The sequence below is a fragment of the Snodgrassella sp. M0110 genome, from assembly GCF_016101465.1.
GTDB classification, from domain to species: domain Bacteria; phylum Pseudomonadota; class Gammaproteobacteria; order Burkholderiales; family Neisseriaceae; genus Snodgrassella; species Snodgrassella alvi.
The window spans coordinates 1-15,708 of sequence record NZ_JACFQM010000014.1; the positions used below are offsets into that span (position 1 = coordinate 1).

Sequence of the window (15,708 nt, forward strand, 5' to 3'; positions counted from 1 at the left end):
TGCGATGGAAGAAGGCTTACGCTTTGCGATTCGTGAAGGTGGCCGAACAGTTGGTGCCGGTGTGGTTGCTAAAGTTATCGCTTAAAGTTTTGTAGGCCAGTAGCTCAATTGGTAGAGTATCGGTCTCCAAAACCGAGGGTTGGGGGTTCGAGACCCTCCTGGCCTGCCAAAAATCAGACTAATCGGCCAATGGTCGGTTAGTCTTTTTTGTATTAATTAAAAGGTGGTTATATGGACAACAAAACATCGAAAGATGTAGGAGCCAAAACCAAAGCACAATTAAAAGCTGAAGCTAAACAACAGCAGGAGTTGGAAGTCAAACGTAATAAATGGTTTGATTTCTTGAAATATTTTCTCTCTGCTATATTGGTTGCCGCTGGTATTCAGGCATTCTATGCTCTTGATGCGCAATTGCCACTTTATATTCGTTATTTATTTCCATTAGTAGGTGTGGTAGCAGCCATTGTAATTGTATTTTTTTGGAGTACGGGTGGACGCAAACTTACTGCCTATGTGCGTGACTGTGTATCGGAAGCCAGAAAAGTAGTTTGGCCGGAGCGTAATGAGGCATTGCGCATGACCCTGTTTGTGCTGATATTTGTTGCTGTCTTGTCGTTATTTATTTGGGGTGTTGACAGCCTGATTTCATGGTTGTTATTTGACATCTTTATGAAGAGGAGCTGATCATGGCAAAACAGTGGTATGTTGTTCACGCTTATTCCGGTTTTGAAAAAAATGTACAAAAGACTTTAAAAGAACGCATTGAGCGTGAAGGAATGGGTGAATACTTTGGTCAGATACTGGTACCGGTTGAAGAAGTTGTGGACATAAAAAACGGGCGTCGCAGTATTACTGAACGTAAATTTTTCCCTGGTTATGTTCTGGTAGAAATGGATATGACCGATGCTTCATGGCACTTAGTTAAAAATACACCACGTGTGACGGGCTTTATTGGCGGAACTGCTAATAAACCGTTGCCTATTTCAGCTCGTGAAGTGGATGCTATCTTGCATCAAGTGCAAAGTGGGGTAGAAAAACCGAAGCCAAAAGTTCTCTTTGATGTTGGTCAGCAAGTGCGGGTAAACGAAGGTCCGTTTAAAGACTTTAATGGTGTTGTAGAGGAAGTCAATTACGAACGCAATAAACTGCGCGTTGCTGTGCAGATATTTGGACGTGAAACACCGGTTGAGCTGGAATTTTCTCAGGTAGAGAAAATTTAACTGCAATAATACAACTTAAACTAGCCTGTGCTTGTAAGGAAAAGGATTTTTCTTTATAATCACGGGTCTTGCTTTTGGGGAGCGGCATTTGCTGCGTCATACCCGTTTATTTGGAGTTTAAATCAAATGGCAAAAAAAATTATAGGTTATATCAAACTGCAGGTTCCTGCAGGTAAAGCCAATCCGGCTCCTCCGATAGGTCCGGCGCTGGGTCAGCGTGGTCTGAATCTTATGGAATTCTGCAAAGCTTTTAATGCGGCTACGCAGAATGTTGAACCGGGTCTGCCGATTCCGGTAGTGATTACTGCGTTTGCAGATAAATCATTTACCTTTGTAATGCAAACGCCGCCGGCTTCTTTTTTGCTGAAAAGAGCAGCTGGTCTGCAAAAAGGTAGTTCAAATCCATTAACCCAGAAAGTGGGTAAAGTGACTCGTGCTCAATTGGAAGAAATCGCCAAGACTAAAGAGCCTGATTTAACTGCTGCTGATCTGGATGCAGCGGTACGCACCATTGCCGGTAGTGCCCGTTCAATGGGTTTAGATGTGGAGGGTGTGTAAATGGCTAAGCTTTCAAAACGTATGCAGGCTATTCGTGCTGCTGTAGAAGCCAATAAATTATATGCTATTGATGATGCTCTGAATCTGGTTAAAGCTAATGCTACGGCCAAATTTGATGAATCTATTGATGTATCTTTCAATTTGGGCATTGATGCACGTAAATCTGATCAGCTTGTTCGTGGTTCTGTAGTGCTGCCTAAAGGTACTGGTAAAACTGTACGTGTAGCTGTGTTCACTCAGGGTGCTAATGCTGAAGCTGCCAAAGCAGCCGGTGCTGATGTGGTTGGTTTCGATGATCTGGCTGCTGAAGTCAAAGCAGGTAACCTGAACTTTGATGTGGTAATTGCATCTCCTGATGCTATGCGTGTAGTAGGTCAGCTAGGTACTATTCTGGGTCCGCGTGGTTTAATGCCAAACCCGAAAGTGGGTACTGTTACGCCAAATGTTGCTGAAGCTGTTAAAAATGCGAAGGCAGGTCAGGTACAGTATCGTACAGATAGAGCTGGTATCGTACATGCAACTATTGGTCGTGCTTCTTTTGATGCCGCTGATCTGCGTGAAAACTTTAATGCATTACTGGATGCCATTGTTAAAGCTAAACCTGCTGCAACAAAAGGTCAGTATCTGCGCAGAATCGCCGTATCCAGCACGATGGGTGCAGGTTTGTGTGTTGACAGCGCTTCTGTAAATAATTAAGAAGTATCCTTGAATTCCGCAGTTTGGTCTTATATCAGACTGCCATTAAAATTCATATAAATGTTTTACATTTATATGTTGGGCTACTTAGCAATAAGTAGATGTCCAAGACCGTAGGGAATTTGTGGTTGTAAAACAAATTTTAAAAAAATAACCCTACGCAGACGGTAGTCCCGGATAATCTTGTGTAAGCCTTGCTTACGGATGTCTTTTTGGGTTGCCGCGCTGGGTGGAGTGGTATTCATATCGCTCTGATTAAAAACAGTGGGAGGTAGACCTTGAGTCTCAATATTGAAACCAAGCAAGCAGCCGTAGCCGAAATCGTAGCAGCCATTGCTAACGCTCAAACTATGGTTATTGCCGAGTATCGGGGTATCAGTGTTGCCAGTATGACCGAACTGCGTGCCAATGCTCGTAAAGCAGGTGTATACCTGCATGTGTTGAAAAACACATTAGCCCGTCGCGCTGTTGAAGGTACATCATTTGCCGCTCTGGCTGATCAGATGGTTGGTCCGTTGGTTTATGCGGTATCTGAAGACCCGGTTGCTGCTGCAAAAGTACTGCACCAGTTCTCGAAAAAAGATGAAAAAATTGTGCTGAAAGCAGGTTCATATAATGGTGATCTGCTGGATGTTGCTCAGGTGGCAGAACTTGCTTCTATTCCGAGCCGCGACGAATTGCTCGCGAAATTGCTGGGTATTATGCAAGCTCCTGTTTCCGGTTTTGCCCGTGCACTTGCTGCTTTGGCTGAGAAAAAAGCCGGCGAAGAAGCTGCCTAAATTTCATCTGATTTATATTTAAATTTTTATTCTCAATTATTGGAGTTTAATAGCATGGCTATTACTAAAGAAGACATTCTGGAAGCAGTTGGTAACCTGACCGTTATGGAATTAAACGATCTGGTTAAAGCTTTTGAAGAAAAATTTGGTGTATCTGCAGCTGCTTTGGCTGTTGCTGGTGGTGCTAGCGGTGGTGCTGCGGCTGCCGAAGAAAAAACTGAATTCGATGTAGTATTGACTTCTGCCGGTGCTCAGAAAGTTGGCGTGATTAAAGTTGTTCGTGCTATCACTGGTTTGGGTCTGAAAGAAGCTAAAGATCTGGTTGACGGTGCACCTAAAACTCTTAAAGAAGGTGTTTTTCAGGCTGAAGCTGACGAAATTAAAAAACAACTGGAAGAAGCCGGCGCTTCTGTCGAAATCAAGTAATTTCAGTTGCGTTTTACAGGCTGGTAGCTTAGGCTACCAGCCTGCTTTCGCTTGTCTAGCTTAAGTGATATTTTATAAATATTTACATAAAAGCCTATAATTTACTTAATTTTACTTTTTGGTTTTAACAGTTATCTGAGTATTTATAAAACCTTACTTGCCAAACCTCCCTACTGGAGACTGTTCATGTCCTACTCTTTTACTGAAAAAAAACGTATCCGTAAAAGCTTTGCCAAACGTGCGAATGTATTAGAAGTGCCGTTTTTATTGGCTACGCAGTTGGATTCTTATACACAGTTTTTACAGATGGAAACATCCTACGACCAGCGCGCTGATGTTGGTCTTCAGGCTGCTTTTCAGTCTATTTTTCCGATTATCAGTCATAACGGTTATGCCCGCCTTGAGTTCACTCATTATGTATTAGGTGAACCAGTGTTTGACATTCCGGAATGTCAGCTGCGTGGTATTACTTATGCAGCTCCGTTGCGGGCGCGTATCCGACTGGTAATTTTGGACAAAGAGTCATCCAAACCTAATGTGGTTAAAGAAGTTCGTGAAAATGAAGTTTATATGGGTGAAATTCCGTTGATGACACCCAGTGGTTCATTCATTATTAACGGTACTGAACGCGTCATTGTTTCACAGTTACACCGTTCTCCGGGTGTATTCTTTGAGCATGACAGAGGTAAATCACATTCATCTGGTAAATTATTATTTTCAGCACGGATTATTCCTTACCGCGGATCCTGGCTTGACTTTGAATTTGACCCGAAAGATTTGCTGTACTTCCGTATCGACCGTCGTCGTAAGATGCCAGTAACTATTTTACTGAAAGCACTTGGGTTTACACCGGAACAGATTCTGGACATGTTCTATGACCGTGAAAGTTACCACCTGTCTAAAGATGGTGTGCATACTGATCTGATTCCGGCACGTCTGAGAGGTGAAACTGCCAAGTTTGATCTGGTAGATAAAGACGGCAAAGTACTAGTACAAAAAGGCAAACGAATTAATGCCAAGAATATCCGTGACATTATTGCTGCAGATATTAAATGGCTGGAAGTTGAACCGGAAAGTCTGATTGGCAAGGTACTGGCTGCTGATGTGGTTGTACCGGATACCGGTGAAATACTGGCTAAATCCAATGATGAAATCACGGAAGAGTTGCTGGCACAGTTTGATATACAGGGAATCAAAGAAATTTCAACGCTGTATATCAACGATCTGGATCAGGGCGGATATGTTTCCAATACTTTGCGTACTGATGAAATTGAAGGTCAGCAGGCTGCACGTATTGCTATTTATCGCATGATGCGCCCGGGTGAGCCGCCAACCGAAGATGCTGTTGAGGCATTGTTTAATCGCCTGTTCTTTAGTGAAGACAGCTATGACTTGTCACGGGTTGGCCGGATGAAATTCAACACCCGTACTTATCAGCAAAAATTGCTGGAAGCGCAGCAGGAGTCCTGGTATGGCCGTCTGATGACACAAACTTTTGCCAATGCTGATAAAGAAGGCAATCATGTACTGACTATTCCGGATATTGTATCCGTGATTGCTACACTGGTTGAATTGCGCAACGGACATGGTGAAGTAGATGATATTGACCATTTGGGTAACCGTCGCGTACGGTCTGTAGGTGAGCTGGCTGAGAACCAGTTCCGTAGTGGTCTGTCACGTGTAGAACGCGCCGTTAAAGAACGCCTGAATCAGGCTGAATCAGAAAATCTGATGCCGCATGATCTGATTAATGCCAAACCGGTTTCTGCTGCAATCAAAGAGTTTTTCGGTTCCAGTCAGTTATCTCAGTTTATGGATCAGACTAATCCGTTGTCTGAAATCACCCATAAACGCCGTGTATCTGCATTGGGACCTGGCGGTCTGACCCGTGAGCGTGCCGGCTTTGAAGTGCGTGACGTACATCCGACTCATTACGGTCGTGTATGTCCGATTGAAACACCTGAAGGTCCGAATATCGGTTTGATTAATTCGCTGGCAGTTTATGCCCGTACCAATAAATACGGTTTTCTGGAAACACCTTATCGCCGAGTTGTCGACGGTAAAGTAACTAATGACATTGATTATTTGTCAGCTATTGAAGAAGGTCGCTTTGTCATTGCTCAGGCGAATGCTGATCTGGATAAAGACGGCCGGATTATCGGTGATATGGTAACCTGCCGTGAAAAAGGTGAAACCATAATGGCAACGCCGGATCGCGTACAGTATATGGACGTGGCTACCGGTCAGGTGGTTTCAGTAGCGGCTTCACTGATTCCGTTCCTTGAGCATGATGACGCCAACCGTGCTTTGATGGGTGCCAACATGCAACGTCAGGCAGTACCTTGCCTGCGTGCTGAAAAACCATTGGTTGGTACCGGTATTGAACGCTCTGTGGCTATTGACAGTGCTACAGCTATTGCGGCCAGTCGCGGCGGTGTTGTGGAATATGTGGATGCAAACCGTGTCGTAGTACGTGTTAATGATGACGAGGCTACTGCTGGTGAAGTGGGTGTGGATATTTACAATCTGGTGAAATTCACCCGTTCTAACCAGTCAACCAATATTAATCAGCGTCCTGCCGTACAGAAGGGTGATGTTATTCAGCGCGGTGATGTTATTGCGGATGGTGCTTCTACTGATTTAGGGGAGCTGGCACTGGGTCAAAATATGACTATCGCCTTCATGCCATGGAATGGTTATAACTATGAAGACTCAATTCTGATTTCAGAACGTGTCGTTGCCGGTGATCGTTATACTTCAATTCATATTGAGGAATTGAATGTGGTATCCCGTGATACCAAACTGGGTGCCGAGGAAATTACCCGTGATATTCCGAATTTGTCTGAGCGTATGCAAAATCGTCTGGATGAATCCGGTATCGTTTACATTGGTGCTGAAGTAGAAGCCGGTGATGTACTGGTAGGCAAGGTGACACCTAAAGGTGAAACTCAGCTTACACCAGAAGAAAAACTGTTGCGTGCTATTTTTGGTGAAAAAGCCAGTGATGTAAAAGATACTTCACTGCGTATGCCTACCGGCATGAGTGGTACTGTTATTGATGTTCAGGTATTTACCCGTGAAGGTATTGAACGCGATAAACGTGCTAAAGCGATTATCGATGCAGAACTGAAACGCTATCGTCAGAATCTGACTGATCAGTTGCGCATTTTCAATGATGATGCTTTTGACCGTACTGAACGCCTGATACTGGGACAAAAAGTCAATGGCGGACCATTGAAGCTGGCTAAAGGCGCAGAAGTTACTAAAGAATATCTGGCTTCATTGCCAAGCCGTCATGACTGGTTTGATATTCGTCTGAGTGATGAAAGTATTGCGAAGCAGGTGGAACTGATTAAGGAAAGTTTGCAGGCCAAGCATGAAGAATCAGATGCTCTGTATGAAATCAAGAAGAAAAAACTGACACAGGGCGATGAATTACAGCCGGGTGTACAGAAAATGGTTAAGGTGTTTATTGCTATTAAACGTCGCCTGAAAGCCGGTGACAAAATGGCCGGCCGCCATGGTAATAAAGGCGTGGTATCCCGCATTCTGCCGGTTGAAGACATGCCTTACATGGCCGATGGACGTGCTGTGGATATCGTACTGAATCCGCTCGGTGTACCAAGCCGTATGAATATTGGTCAGATTCTGGAGGTACATCTGGGCTGGGCTGCCAAAGGTATTGGTGAGCGTATTGATCGTATGCTGACAGAAAAACGTGCTGCTGATGATATTCGTGCTTTCCTTGAGAAAGTGTACAACAGCAGTGGTAAGAAAGAGGATTTATCGCAATTTAATGACGATGAAATCATCAATCTGGCTCAGCATTTGCGTAAAGGTATGACTGTAGCTACACCAGTATTTGATGGTGCGGAAGAATCCGAAATCAAAAATATGCTGGCACTGGCTTATCCAGAGGATGATCCGGAAATTCAGAAACTGGGCTTTAATGATACCCGTACGCAGATGACACTGTATGATGGTCATACCGGAGAAGCCTTTGACCGTAAGGTGACTGTAGGGGTAATGCATTATCTGAAATTGCACCATCTGGTTGATGAAAAAATGCATGCCCGTTCTACTGGTCCGTACAGTCTGGTCACTCAGCAGCCGCTGGGTGGTAAAGCTCAGTTCGGTGGTCAGCGTTTTGGTGAAATGGAGGTTTGGGCACTGGAAGCTTATGGTGCTGCCTATACTCTGCAGGAAATGTTGACTGTGAAATCAGATGACGTCACTGGTCGTACCAAAATGTATGAAAACATTGTTAAAGGCGAGTACAAGATTGACGCCGGCATGCCGGAATCATTCAATGTGTTACTGAAAGAGATTCGCTCTTTAGGCCTGGATATGGATTTGGAACGTTACTAACCGACACCGGTCGTATACAGTGTGTGAGGCATACTGTATACGGCATCGTCAGGAGCAAATATGAAAGCTTTATCAGACTTATTTAATCCGCTGCAAAATGCCAGTGCCGAAGAAGAATTTGACGCAATTAAAATCGGCATTGCTTCGCCGGATACCATTCGTTCTTGGTCGTACGGTGAAGTAAAAAAACCGGAAACGATTAATTACCGTACTTTTAAACCGGAACGTGACGGCTTGTTTTGTGCCAAGATTTTTGGCCCGATTAAAGATTATGAATGTTTGTGTGGTAAATACAAACGCCTAAAATTTCGCGGGGTAACCTGTGAAAAATGTGGTGTGGAAGTAACTTTGTCCAAAGTACGCCGCGAGCGCATGGGACATATCGAACTGGCTGCACCGGTTGCGCATATCTGGTTTTTGAAATCTTTGCCATCCCGTCTGGGTATGGTATTAGATATGACTTTGCGTGACATTGAACGTATTCTGTATTTTGAAGCTTATGTGGTAACTGATCCGGGGCTGACTTCATTGCAGCCGCGTCAGCTGCTTAGTGAAGAAGAATACATTACCAAATATGAAGAGTCTGGCGGCGATTTTGAAGCCAAAATGGGTGCTGAAGGCATTCGCGATTTACTGCGAGCCATGGATATTGCCCATGAGGTTACTGTATTGCGTCAGGAACTGGATTCAACCAGTTCAGATACAAAAATTAAGAAAATTGCTAAACGACTAAAAGTTCTGGAAGCATTCCAGCGTTCCGGTATGAAACTGGAATGGATGATTATGGATGTGTTGCCAGTACTGCCACCGGATTTGCGTCCGCTGGTACCGCTGGATGGCGGCCGTTTTGCTACTTCTGATTTGAATGACCTGTATCGTCGCGTCATTAATCGTAACAACCGTTTGAAACGCCTGCTTGAACTACGTGCGCCGGATATCATCGTACGCAATGAAAAACGTATGTTACAGGAAGCGGTAGACTCATTACTGGATAATGGTCGTCGTGGTAAAGCCATGACTGGTGCTAATAAACGTCCGCTGAAATCACTGGCAGATATGATTAAAGGTAAGGGCGGTCGTTTCCGTCAGAATCTGCTGGGTAAACGTGTCGATTATTCTGGTCGTTCTGTGATTACCGTTGGTCCGTACCTGCGTCTGCATCAGTGCGGTTTGCCGAAAAAAATGGCTTTGGAACTGTTCAAACCATTTATTTTCCATAAACTTGAACAGTTAGATCCAACCGTAACTACCATCAAAAAAGCCAAAAAAATGGTGGAACAGGAAGAGCCGATTGTATGGGATATTCTTGAAGATGTTATTCGTGAACATCCGATTCTGCTCAACCGTGCACCAACCTTGCACCGTTTGGGTATTCAGGCATTTGAGCCGATTCTGATTGAAGGTAAGGCAATTCAGCTGCATCCGCTGGTATGTACTGCATTTAACGCCGACTTTGACGGTGACCAGATGGCTGTGCACGTACCACTGAGTCTGGAAGCACAGATGGAAGCACGTACCTTGATGCTGGCTTCGAATAATGTATTGTCACCAGCCAATGGTGAACCAATTATCGTACCGTCACAGGATATCGTATTGGGTCTATATTATATGACTCGCGACAAAATTAATGGTAAGGGTGAAGGCAGCCTGTTTGCTGATGTAAAAGAAGTACACCGTGCTTACCAGACTCGTCAGGTAGAGCTGGGTACTAAAATTACTGTACGTTTGCGTGAATGGGTGAAAAATGGTCAGGACGAATTTGTACCGGTAGTTAACCGTTATGAAACTACAGTCGGTCGTGCTCTGCTGTCAGAAATTCTGCCAAAAGGTTTGTCTTTCGATCATATTAATAAAACGCTGAAGAAAAAAGAAATTTCTAAGCTGATTAATGCTTCATTCCGTCGCTGCGGATTGCGTGATACTGTCATTTTTGCTGACCATCTGATGTATACCGGTTATGCATTCTCAACTCGTGCCGGTATTTCAATCTGTGTTGACGATATGCTGGTGCCTGAAAGTAAACCACAGTTGCTGGCTGAGGCTAATGCTGAAGTTAAAGAAATTGAAGACCAGTATCGTCAGGGTCTGGTAACCAATGGCGAACGTTACAATAAAGTAGTCGATATCTGGGGCCGTACTGGTGACAAGATTGCCAAAGCGATGATGGATAATCTGTCTACTCAGAAAGTAGTTGACCGCGAAGGTAATCTGGTTGATCAGGAGTCATTTAACTCAATTTACATGATGGCTGACTCCGGTGCCCGTGGTTCTGCCGCTCAGATTAAGCAGTTGTCAGGTATGCGTGGTTTGATGGCGAAACCGGATGGTTCCATTATTGAAACACCGATTACTTCTAACTTCCGCGAAGGTCTAACAGTATTACAGTACTTTATATCTACTCACGGTGCCCGTAAAGGTCTGGCTGATACGGCATTGAAAACCGCTAACTCCGGTTATCTGACTCGTCGTCTTGTTGATGTGACACAAGACTTGGTGGTAGTAGAAGATGATTGTGGTACCAACGACGGTTTTGTGATGAAAGCAGTGGTACAGGGTGGTGATATCATTGAATCATTACGTGATCGCGTACTGGGACGTGTTACTGCTGAAGATGTAGTTGACCCGACCAGTGGTGAAACTTTAGTTGAAGCAGGTACGCTGCTGAACGAAGGTCTGGTTGATCTGATTGATAATTCTGGTGTCGATGAAGTTAAAGTACGTACTCCGATTACCTGTAAAACACGCCATGGATTGTGTGCCAAATGTTATGGCCGAGATCTGGCGCGCGGTAAACTGGTCAATGCCGGTGAATCTGTTGGTGTGATTGCTGCTCAATCTATTGGTGAGCCGGGTACTCAGCTGACTATGCGTACCTTCCACATTGGTGGTGCCGCTTCACGAGCTGCTGCTGCCAGCCAGGTAGAAGCTAAATCTGGTGGTACGGTTCGCTTCTCCAGCCAGATGCGTTATGTAGCCAATAACAAAGGTGAGTTGGTCGTTATTGGTCGTTCATCCGAAATTGTGATTCATGACGATATTGGTCGTGAACGTGAACGCCATAAAGTACCTTACGGTGCATTATTGCAGGTAAAAGATGGTGGTGTGGTGAAAGCCGGTCAGACACTGGCTACATGGGATCCGCACACCCGTCCGATGATTACCGAGTTTGCCGGTCGTGTCCGCTTTGAAAATATTGAAGAAGGCGTTACTGTAGCCAAACAGACCGATGATGTTACCGGTTTGTCTACTCTGGTAGTTATTGATGGTAAACGCCGTTCCTCTACTCAGTCTAAACTGTTGCGTCCGACAGTAAAACTGCTGGATGACAAAGGCGAAGAAATTCGCATGGCAGGAAGCGAAACTGCTGTTTCCATGGCCTTCCCGGTTGGTGCGGTGATTACTGTACGAGAAGGACAGGAAGTGGGTAAAGGTGATGTACTAGCCCGTATTCCTCAGGCTTCATCCAAAACCCGCGATATTACCGGTGGTCTGCCGCGTGTAGCTGAATTGTTCGAAGCACGTACTCCGAAAGATGTGGGTATGCTGGCTGAGGTAACCGGTACTGTTTCTTTCGGTAAGGAAACCAAGGGTAAACAGCGTCTGATTATTACTGATGCAGACGGTGTTGCTTATGAAACCCTGATTTCCAAAGAAAAACAGGTACTTGTACATGATGGTCAGGTGGTGAATCGCGGTGAAGTGATTGTAGATGGTGCAGTCGATCCGCATGATATTCTGCGCTTGCAGGGTATTGAGGCGCTGGCTCGTTATATCGTGCAGGAAGTACAGGAAGTGTATCGTCTGCAAGGTGTGAAGATTTCCGATAAACATATCGAAGTGATCATTCGCCAGATGCTGCGCCGGGTAAATATTGCCGATGCCGGTGACAGTCACTTCATTACTGGTGAGCAAGTTGAACGCGGTGATGTAATGATTGCCAATGAGAAATTGCTGGCGGAAGGTAAAGAACCGGTACGCTTTGACAATGTATTGCTAGGTATTACAAAAGCATCATTGTCTACCGATTCGTTTATTTCTGCTGCATCCTTCCAGGAAACTACCCGTGTGCTGACTGAAGCGGCTATCATGGGTAAACGTGACGATTTGCGCGGCCTGAAAGAAAACGTAATTGTTGGTCGTCTGATTCCGGCGGGTACTGGACTGACTTACCATCGCAGTCGCCGCCAGAAATGGCAGGAACAGTTGGCTGCTGAGGCTGCAGAGAAAAGCGAATAAGCTTTAATATCTGTTGTAAACAAAACCGCTGAAAGCCATTCAGCGGTTTTGTTTTGCACATGGTTTTATATAGTTGTTTTTTCAATAGATATAAAGCGTTTAAAGTTTGATTATCTTGACCGTAATAAAGCAGGAATGTTAAAATACCTGTTTTGCCGGCATGGTGCCGGCATATATTGACTCAACAGGATAAAGAGAAAATATGCCTACTATCAACCAATTGGTACGTAAAGGACGTCAGGCTCCGGTTTACGTCAACAAAGTACCTGCTTTAGAGGCTTGTCCTCAAAAACGTGGCGTATGCACCCGTGTATACACCACTACTCCGAAAAAACCTAACTCAGCGCTGCGTAAAGTATGCAAAGTGCGTCTGACCAACGGTTATGAAGTGATTTCATATATCGGCGGTGAAGGCCATAACCTGCAGGAACACAGCGTGGTACTGATCCGCGGCGGTCGTGTAAAAGACTTGCCGGGTGTGCGTTACCATACTGTACGCGGTTCTCTGGACACCGCAGGTGTTAAAGACCGTAAGCAGTCCCGTTCTAAATACGGTGCTAAACGTCCTAAATAATCGGACGCATCGGCAGATCATCTGTCGAGTAAGTGAATATTTACATAAATATTCGCGGGCTATGCCCAGCTGAATAGTTTAAGGAAATTGAAATGCCAAGACGTAGAGAAGTCCCAAAACGTGACATATTGCCAGATCCGAAATTCGGCAGTATCGAATTATCCAAATTCATGAATGTGCTGATGATTGACGGTAAAAAATCTGTAGCAGAACGCATTGTATACGGTGCTCTGGAACAGATTGAAAAGAAAACCGGCAAAGAAGCCATCGAAGTGTTTAACGAAGCTATTGCCAATGCCAAACCGGTATTAGAAGTAAAAAGCCGTCGTGTTGGTGGTGCTAACTATCAAGTTCCTGTTGAGGTTCGTCCTGCTCGCCGTCTGGCTCTGGCCATGCGCTGGGTACGCGACGCGGCTCGTAAACGCGGTGAAAAATCCATGGATTTGCGTCTGGCTGGTGAATTAATTGATGCGGCCGAAGGTCGCGGCGGTGCATTGAAAAAACGTGAGGAAGTACATCGCATGGCTGAAGCCAACAAAGCCTTCTCTCACTTCCGCTTCTAATGCAGAAAGGCAATTATCGTGGCTCGTAAAACCCCTATTGAGCAATACCGCAATATCGGTATTTCTGCACATATTGATGCTGGTAAAACCACCACTTCAGAACGTATTCTGTTTTACACCGGTATGACTCACAAACTGGGTGAAGTACATGATGGTGCAGCCACCACCGACTGGATGGAGCAGGAACAGGAACGTGGTATTACCATTACCTCTGCTGCTGTTACCACCTTCTGGAAAGGTATGGCAGGTCAGTTTAAAGAACACCGTTTAAATATTATTGATACCCCGGGACACGTAGACTTTACCGTTGAAGTAGAGCGTTCTATGCGTGTACTGGACGGTGCGGTAATGGTTTACTGTGCTGTGGGTGGTGTACAGCCTCAGTCTGAAACTGTATGGCGTCAGGCCAATAAATACAAAGTGCCTCGCCTGGCTTTTGTAAATAAAATGGACCGTCAGGGTGCCAACTTCTTCCGTGTGGTTGAACAGATGCAGACCCGTCTGCGTGCCAATCCGGTACCGGTTGTCATTCCGGTAGGAGCTGAAGACGGTTTCGAAGGCGTGGTAGATTTGCTGAAGATGCAGGCTATCGTATGGGATGATGCAACTCAGGGTTTGAAATTTGAGTATGCTGATATTCCTGCTGACCTGAAAGACGTTGCCGAAGAATGGCGCGAAAAAATGGTTGAAGCTGCAGCAGAAGTCAACGAAGAACTGATGGAAAAATACCTTGGTGGTGAAGAGCTGAGCGAGGATGAAATCGTTGCTGCCCTGCGTGCACGTACACTGGCCGGTGAAATTCAGCCGGTACTGTGCGGTTCAGCATTCAAGAACAAAGGTGTACAGCGTCTGCTGGATGCTGTGGTTGAGTATCTGCCAAGCCCGACAGACATTCCGCCAGTAGCCGGTGAAAAAACGGATGGTGAAAAAGACAGCCGTAAAGCTAGCGACGATGAGAAATTCTCTGCGTTGGCATTTAAACTGATGAACGATAAATACGTTGGTCAGCTGACTTTCATCCGCGTGTATTCTGGCGTGGTGAAATCTGGCGATACTGTAGTGAACTCTGTTAAAGGCACTAAAGAACGTATTGGTCGTCTGGTACAGATGAAAGCCAATGATCGTGATGAAATCGAAGAAGTACGTGCTGGTGACATTGCAGCTGTAATTGGTCTGAAAGATGTAACTACTGGTGAAACGCTGTGTGATACTGACGCTCCGATTATTCTGGAACGTATGGAATTCCCGGAACCGGTTATCCACGTAGCAGTTGAACCAAAAACTAAAGCTGACCAGGAAAAAATGGGTCTGGCTCTGAACCGTCTGGCTAAAGAAGACCCGTCTTTCCGTGTGAAAACAGATGAAGAATCTGGTCAGACTATTATTTCCGGTATGGGTGAATTGCATCTGGAAATTATTGTAGACCGTATGAAACGTGAATTTGGTGTAGAAGCCAACGTGGGTGCACCACAGGTAGCTTATCGTGAAACCATCCGTAAATCAGTGGAATCCGAAGCCAAATACGTGAAACAGTCTGGTGGTAAAGGTCAGTATGGTCATGTAGTGATCACTATGGAACCTCTGGAACCGGGTGGTGTAAACTACGAATTCATCGACGAAATTAAAGGTGGTGTGATTCCACGTGAATTTATTCCGTCTGTGGATAAAGGTATTCGTGATACCATGACCAATGGTATTCTGGCTGGTTATCCGGTTGTGGATATCCGTGTGCGCCTGACTTTCGGTTCATACCATGATGTGGACTCTTCGCAAATCGCGTTTGAATTAGCCGGTTCTATGGCATTCAAAGACGGTATGCGCAAAGCTTCTCCGGCATTGCTGGAACCTATCATGGCGGTTGAAGTAGAAACACCGGAAGACTACATGGGTGATGTAATGGGCGACTTGAATCGTCGTCGTGGCATCGTGCTGGGTATGGATGATGATGGTATTGGCGGCAAGAAAGTTCGTGCCGAAGTACCACTGGCAGAAATGTTCGGTTATTCAACCGACCTGCGCTCTGCTACTCAGGGGCGTGCTACTTACTCCATGGAGTTCAAGAAATACGCTGAAGCACCAAATAATGTAGCCGAGCAGGTAATTGCTGCACGTAAAGGCTAACTTATTTACCGATAACCTGAAAGTACCTGTACTTTCAGGTTATCATCGTTCTTTAATGATCTTTATTCAAGGAAACTTAGCTCATGGCTAAAGAAAAATTCGAGCGGAGCAAACCGCACGTAAACGTTGGCACCATTGGTCACGTTGACCATGGTAAAACCACTTTG

The 15,708-nt window shown here is 45.1% G+C and carries 12 protein-coding genes, 1 tRNA gene and 1 pseudogene; all 14 read left to right on the forward strand.

What is annotated here, in order from left to right; all coding sequences use genetic code 11:
• Positions 1-85: pseudogene (locus H3T84_RS11460) on the forward strand (elongation factor Tu); the annotation flags it as partial.
• An 8-nt stretch (positions 86-93) separates the two neighbouring features.
• A tRNA-Trp gene (locus H3T84_RS11465) sits at positions 94-169 on the forward strand.
• Between the two features lie 62 nt (positions 170-231).
• On the forward strand, positions 232-684 hold the full coding sequence (secE, locus tag H3T84_RS11470; RefSeq protein ID WP_198219202.1) for a preprotein translocase subunit SecE: 453 nt from the start codon (positions 232-234) through the stop codon (positions 682-684).
• A 2-nt stretch (positions 685-686) separates the two neighbouring features.
• Positions 687-1,220: a transcription termination/antitermination protein NusG gene (gene nusG / locus H3T84_RS11475; RefSeq protein WP_025329893.1), complete on the forward strand. Its 534-nt coding sequence runs from the start codon at positions 687-689 to the stop codon at positions 1,218-1,220.
• Between the two features lie 126 nt (positions 1,221-1,346).
• Positions 1,347-1,778 carry a 50S ribosomal protein L11 gene (gene rplK, locus H3T84_RS11480; protein WP_037476186.1) on the forward strand — a complete coding sequence of 144 codons (432 nt, stop codon included), beginning with the start codon at positions 1,347-1,349 and terminating at the stop codon, positions 1,776-1,778.
• On the forward strand, positions 1,779-2,474 hold the full coding sequence (gene rplA / locus H3T84_RS11485) for a 50S ribosomal protein L1 (RefSeq protein WP_037476187.1): 696 nt from the start codon (positions 1,779-1,781) through the stop codon (positions 2,472-2,474). It begins immediately after the preceding gene.
• A 278-nt stretch (positions 2,475-2,752) separates the two neighbouring features.
• On the forward strand, positions 2,753-3,253 hold the full coding sequence (gene rplJ, locus H3T84_RS11490; protein ID WP_025329896.1) for a 50S ribosomal protein L10: 501 nt from the start codon (positions 2,753-2,755) through the stop codon (positions 3,251-3,253).
• A gap of 54 nt (positions 3,254-3,307) precedes the next feature.
• Positions 3,308-3,679, forward strand: coding sequence for a 50S ribosomal protein L7/L12 (gene rplL, locus H3T84_RS11495; protein ID WP_198219204.1), 372 nt, complete (start codon positions 3,308-3,310; stop codon positions 3,677-3,679).
• A gap of 186 nt (positions 3,680-3,865) precedes the next feature.
• Positions 3,866-8,047, forward strand: coding sequence for a DNA-directed RNA polymerase subunit beta (rpoB, locus tag H3T84_RS11500; RefSeq protein ID WP_198219206.1), 4,182 nt, complete (start codon positions 3,866-3,868; stop codon positions 8,045-8,047).
• A gap of 60 nt (positions 8,048-8,107) precedes the next feature.
• Positions 8,108-12,283, forward strand: coding sequence for a DNA-directed RNA polymerase subunit beta' (gene rpoC, locus H3T84_RS11505; RefSeq protein ID WP_198219208.1), 4,176 nt, complete (start codon positions 8,108-8,110; stop codon positions 12,281-12,283).
• Between the two features lie 202 nt (positions 12,284-12,485).
• Positions 12,486-12,857: a 30S ribosomal protein S12 gene (gene rpsL, locus H3T84_RS11510; protein WP_025329900.1), complete on the forward strand. Its 372-nt coding sequence runs from the start codon at positions 12,486-12,488 to the stop codon at positions 12,855-12,857.
• Positions 12,858-12,949: 92 nt separating this feature from the next.
• Positions 12,950-13,420: a 30S ribosomal protein S7 gene (gene rpsG, locus H3T84_RS11515; RefSeq protein ID WP_037476193.1), complete on the forward strand. Its 471-nt coding sequence runs from the start codon at positions 12,950-12,952 to the stop codon at positions 13,418-13,420.
• Positions 13,421-13,438: 18 nt separating this feature from the next.
• On the forward strand, positions 13,439-15,541 hold the full coding sequence (fusA, locus tag H3T84_RS11520) for an elongation factor G (protein ID WP_198219210.1): 2,103 nt from the start codon (positions 13,439-13,441) through the stop codon (positions 15,539-15,541).
• An 83-nt stretch (positions 15,542-15,624) separates the two neighbouring features.
• On the forward strand, positions 15,625-15,708 hold an 84-nt coding region (locus tag H3T84_RS11525; protein ID WP_002252039.1), incomplete at its 3' end, for a GTP-binding protein.

Coding starts and splice junctions, on each gene's coding strand:
- secE (WP_198219202.1), top strand. CDS start 232: ATGGACAACAAAACATCGAAAGATGTAGGAGCCAAAACCAAAGCACAA.
- nusG (WP_025329893.1), top strand. CDS start 687: ATGGCAAAACAGTGGTATGTTGTTCACGCTTATTCCGGTTTTGAAAAA.
- rplK (WP_037476186.1), top strand. CDS start 1,347: ATGGCAAAAAAAATTATAGGTTATATCAAACTGCAGGTTCCTGCAGGT.
- rplA (WP_037476187.1), top strand. CDS start 1,779: ATGGCTAAGCTTTCAAAACGTATGCAGGCTATTCGTGCTGCTGTAGAA.
- rplL (WP_198219204.1), top strand. CDS start 3,308: ATGGCTATTACTAAAGAAGACATTCTGGAAGCAGTTGGTAACCTGACC.
- rpoB (WP_198219206.1), top strand. CDS start 3,866: ATGTCCTACTCTTTTACTGAAAAAAAACGTATCCGTAAAAGCTTTGCC.
- rpoC (WP_198219208.1), top strand. CDS start 8,108: ATGAAAGCTTTATCAGACTTATTTAATCCGCTGCAAAATGCCAGTGCC.
- rpsL (WP_025329900.1), top strand. CDS start 12,486: ATGCCTACTATCAACCAATTGGTACGTAAAGGACGTCAGGCTCCGGTT.
- rpsG (WP_037476193.1), top strand. CDS start 12,950: ATGCCAAGACGTAGAGAAGTCCCAAAACGTGACATATTGCCAGATCCG.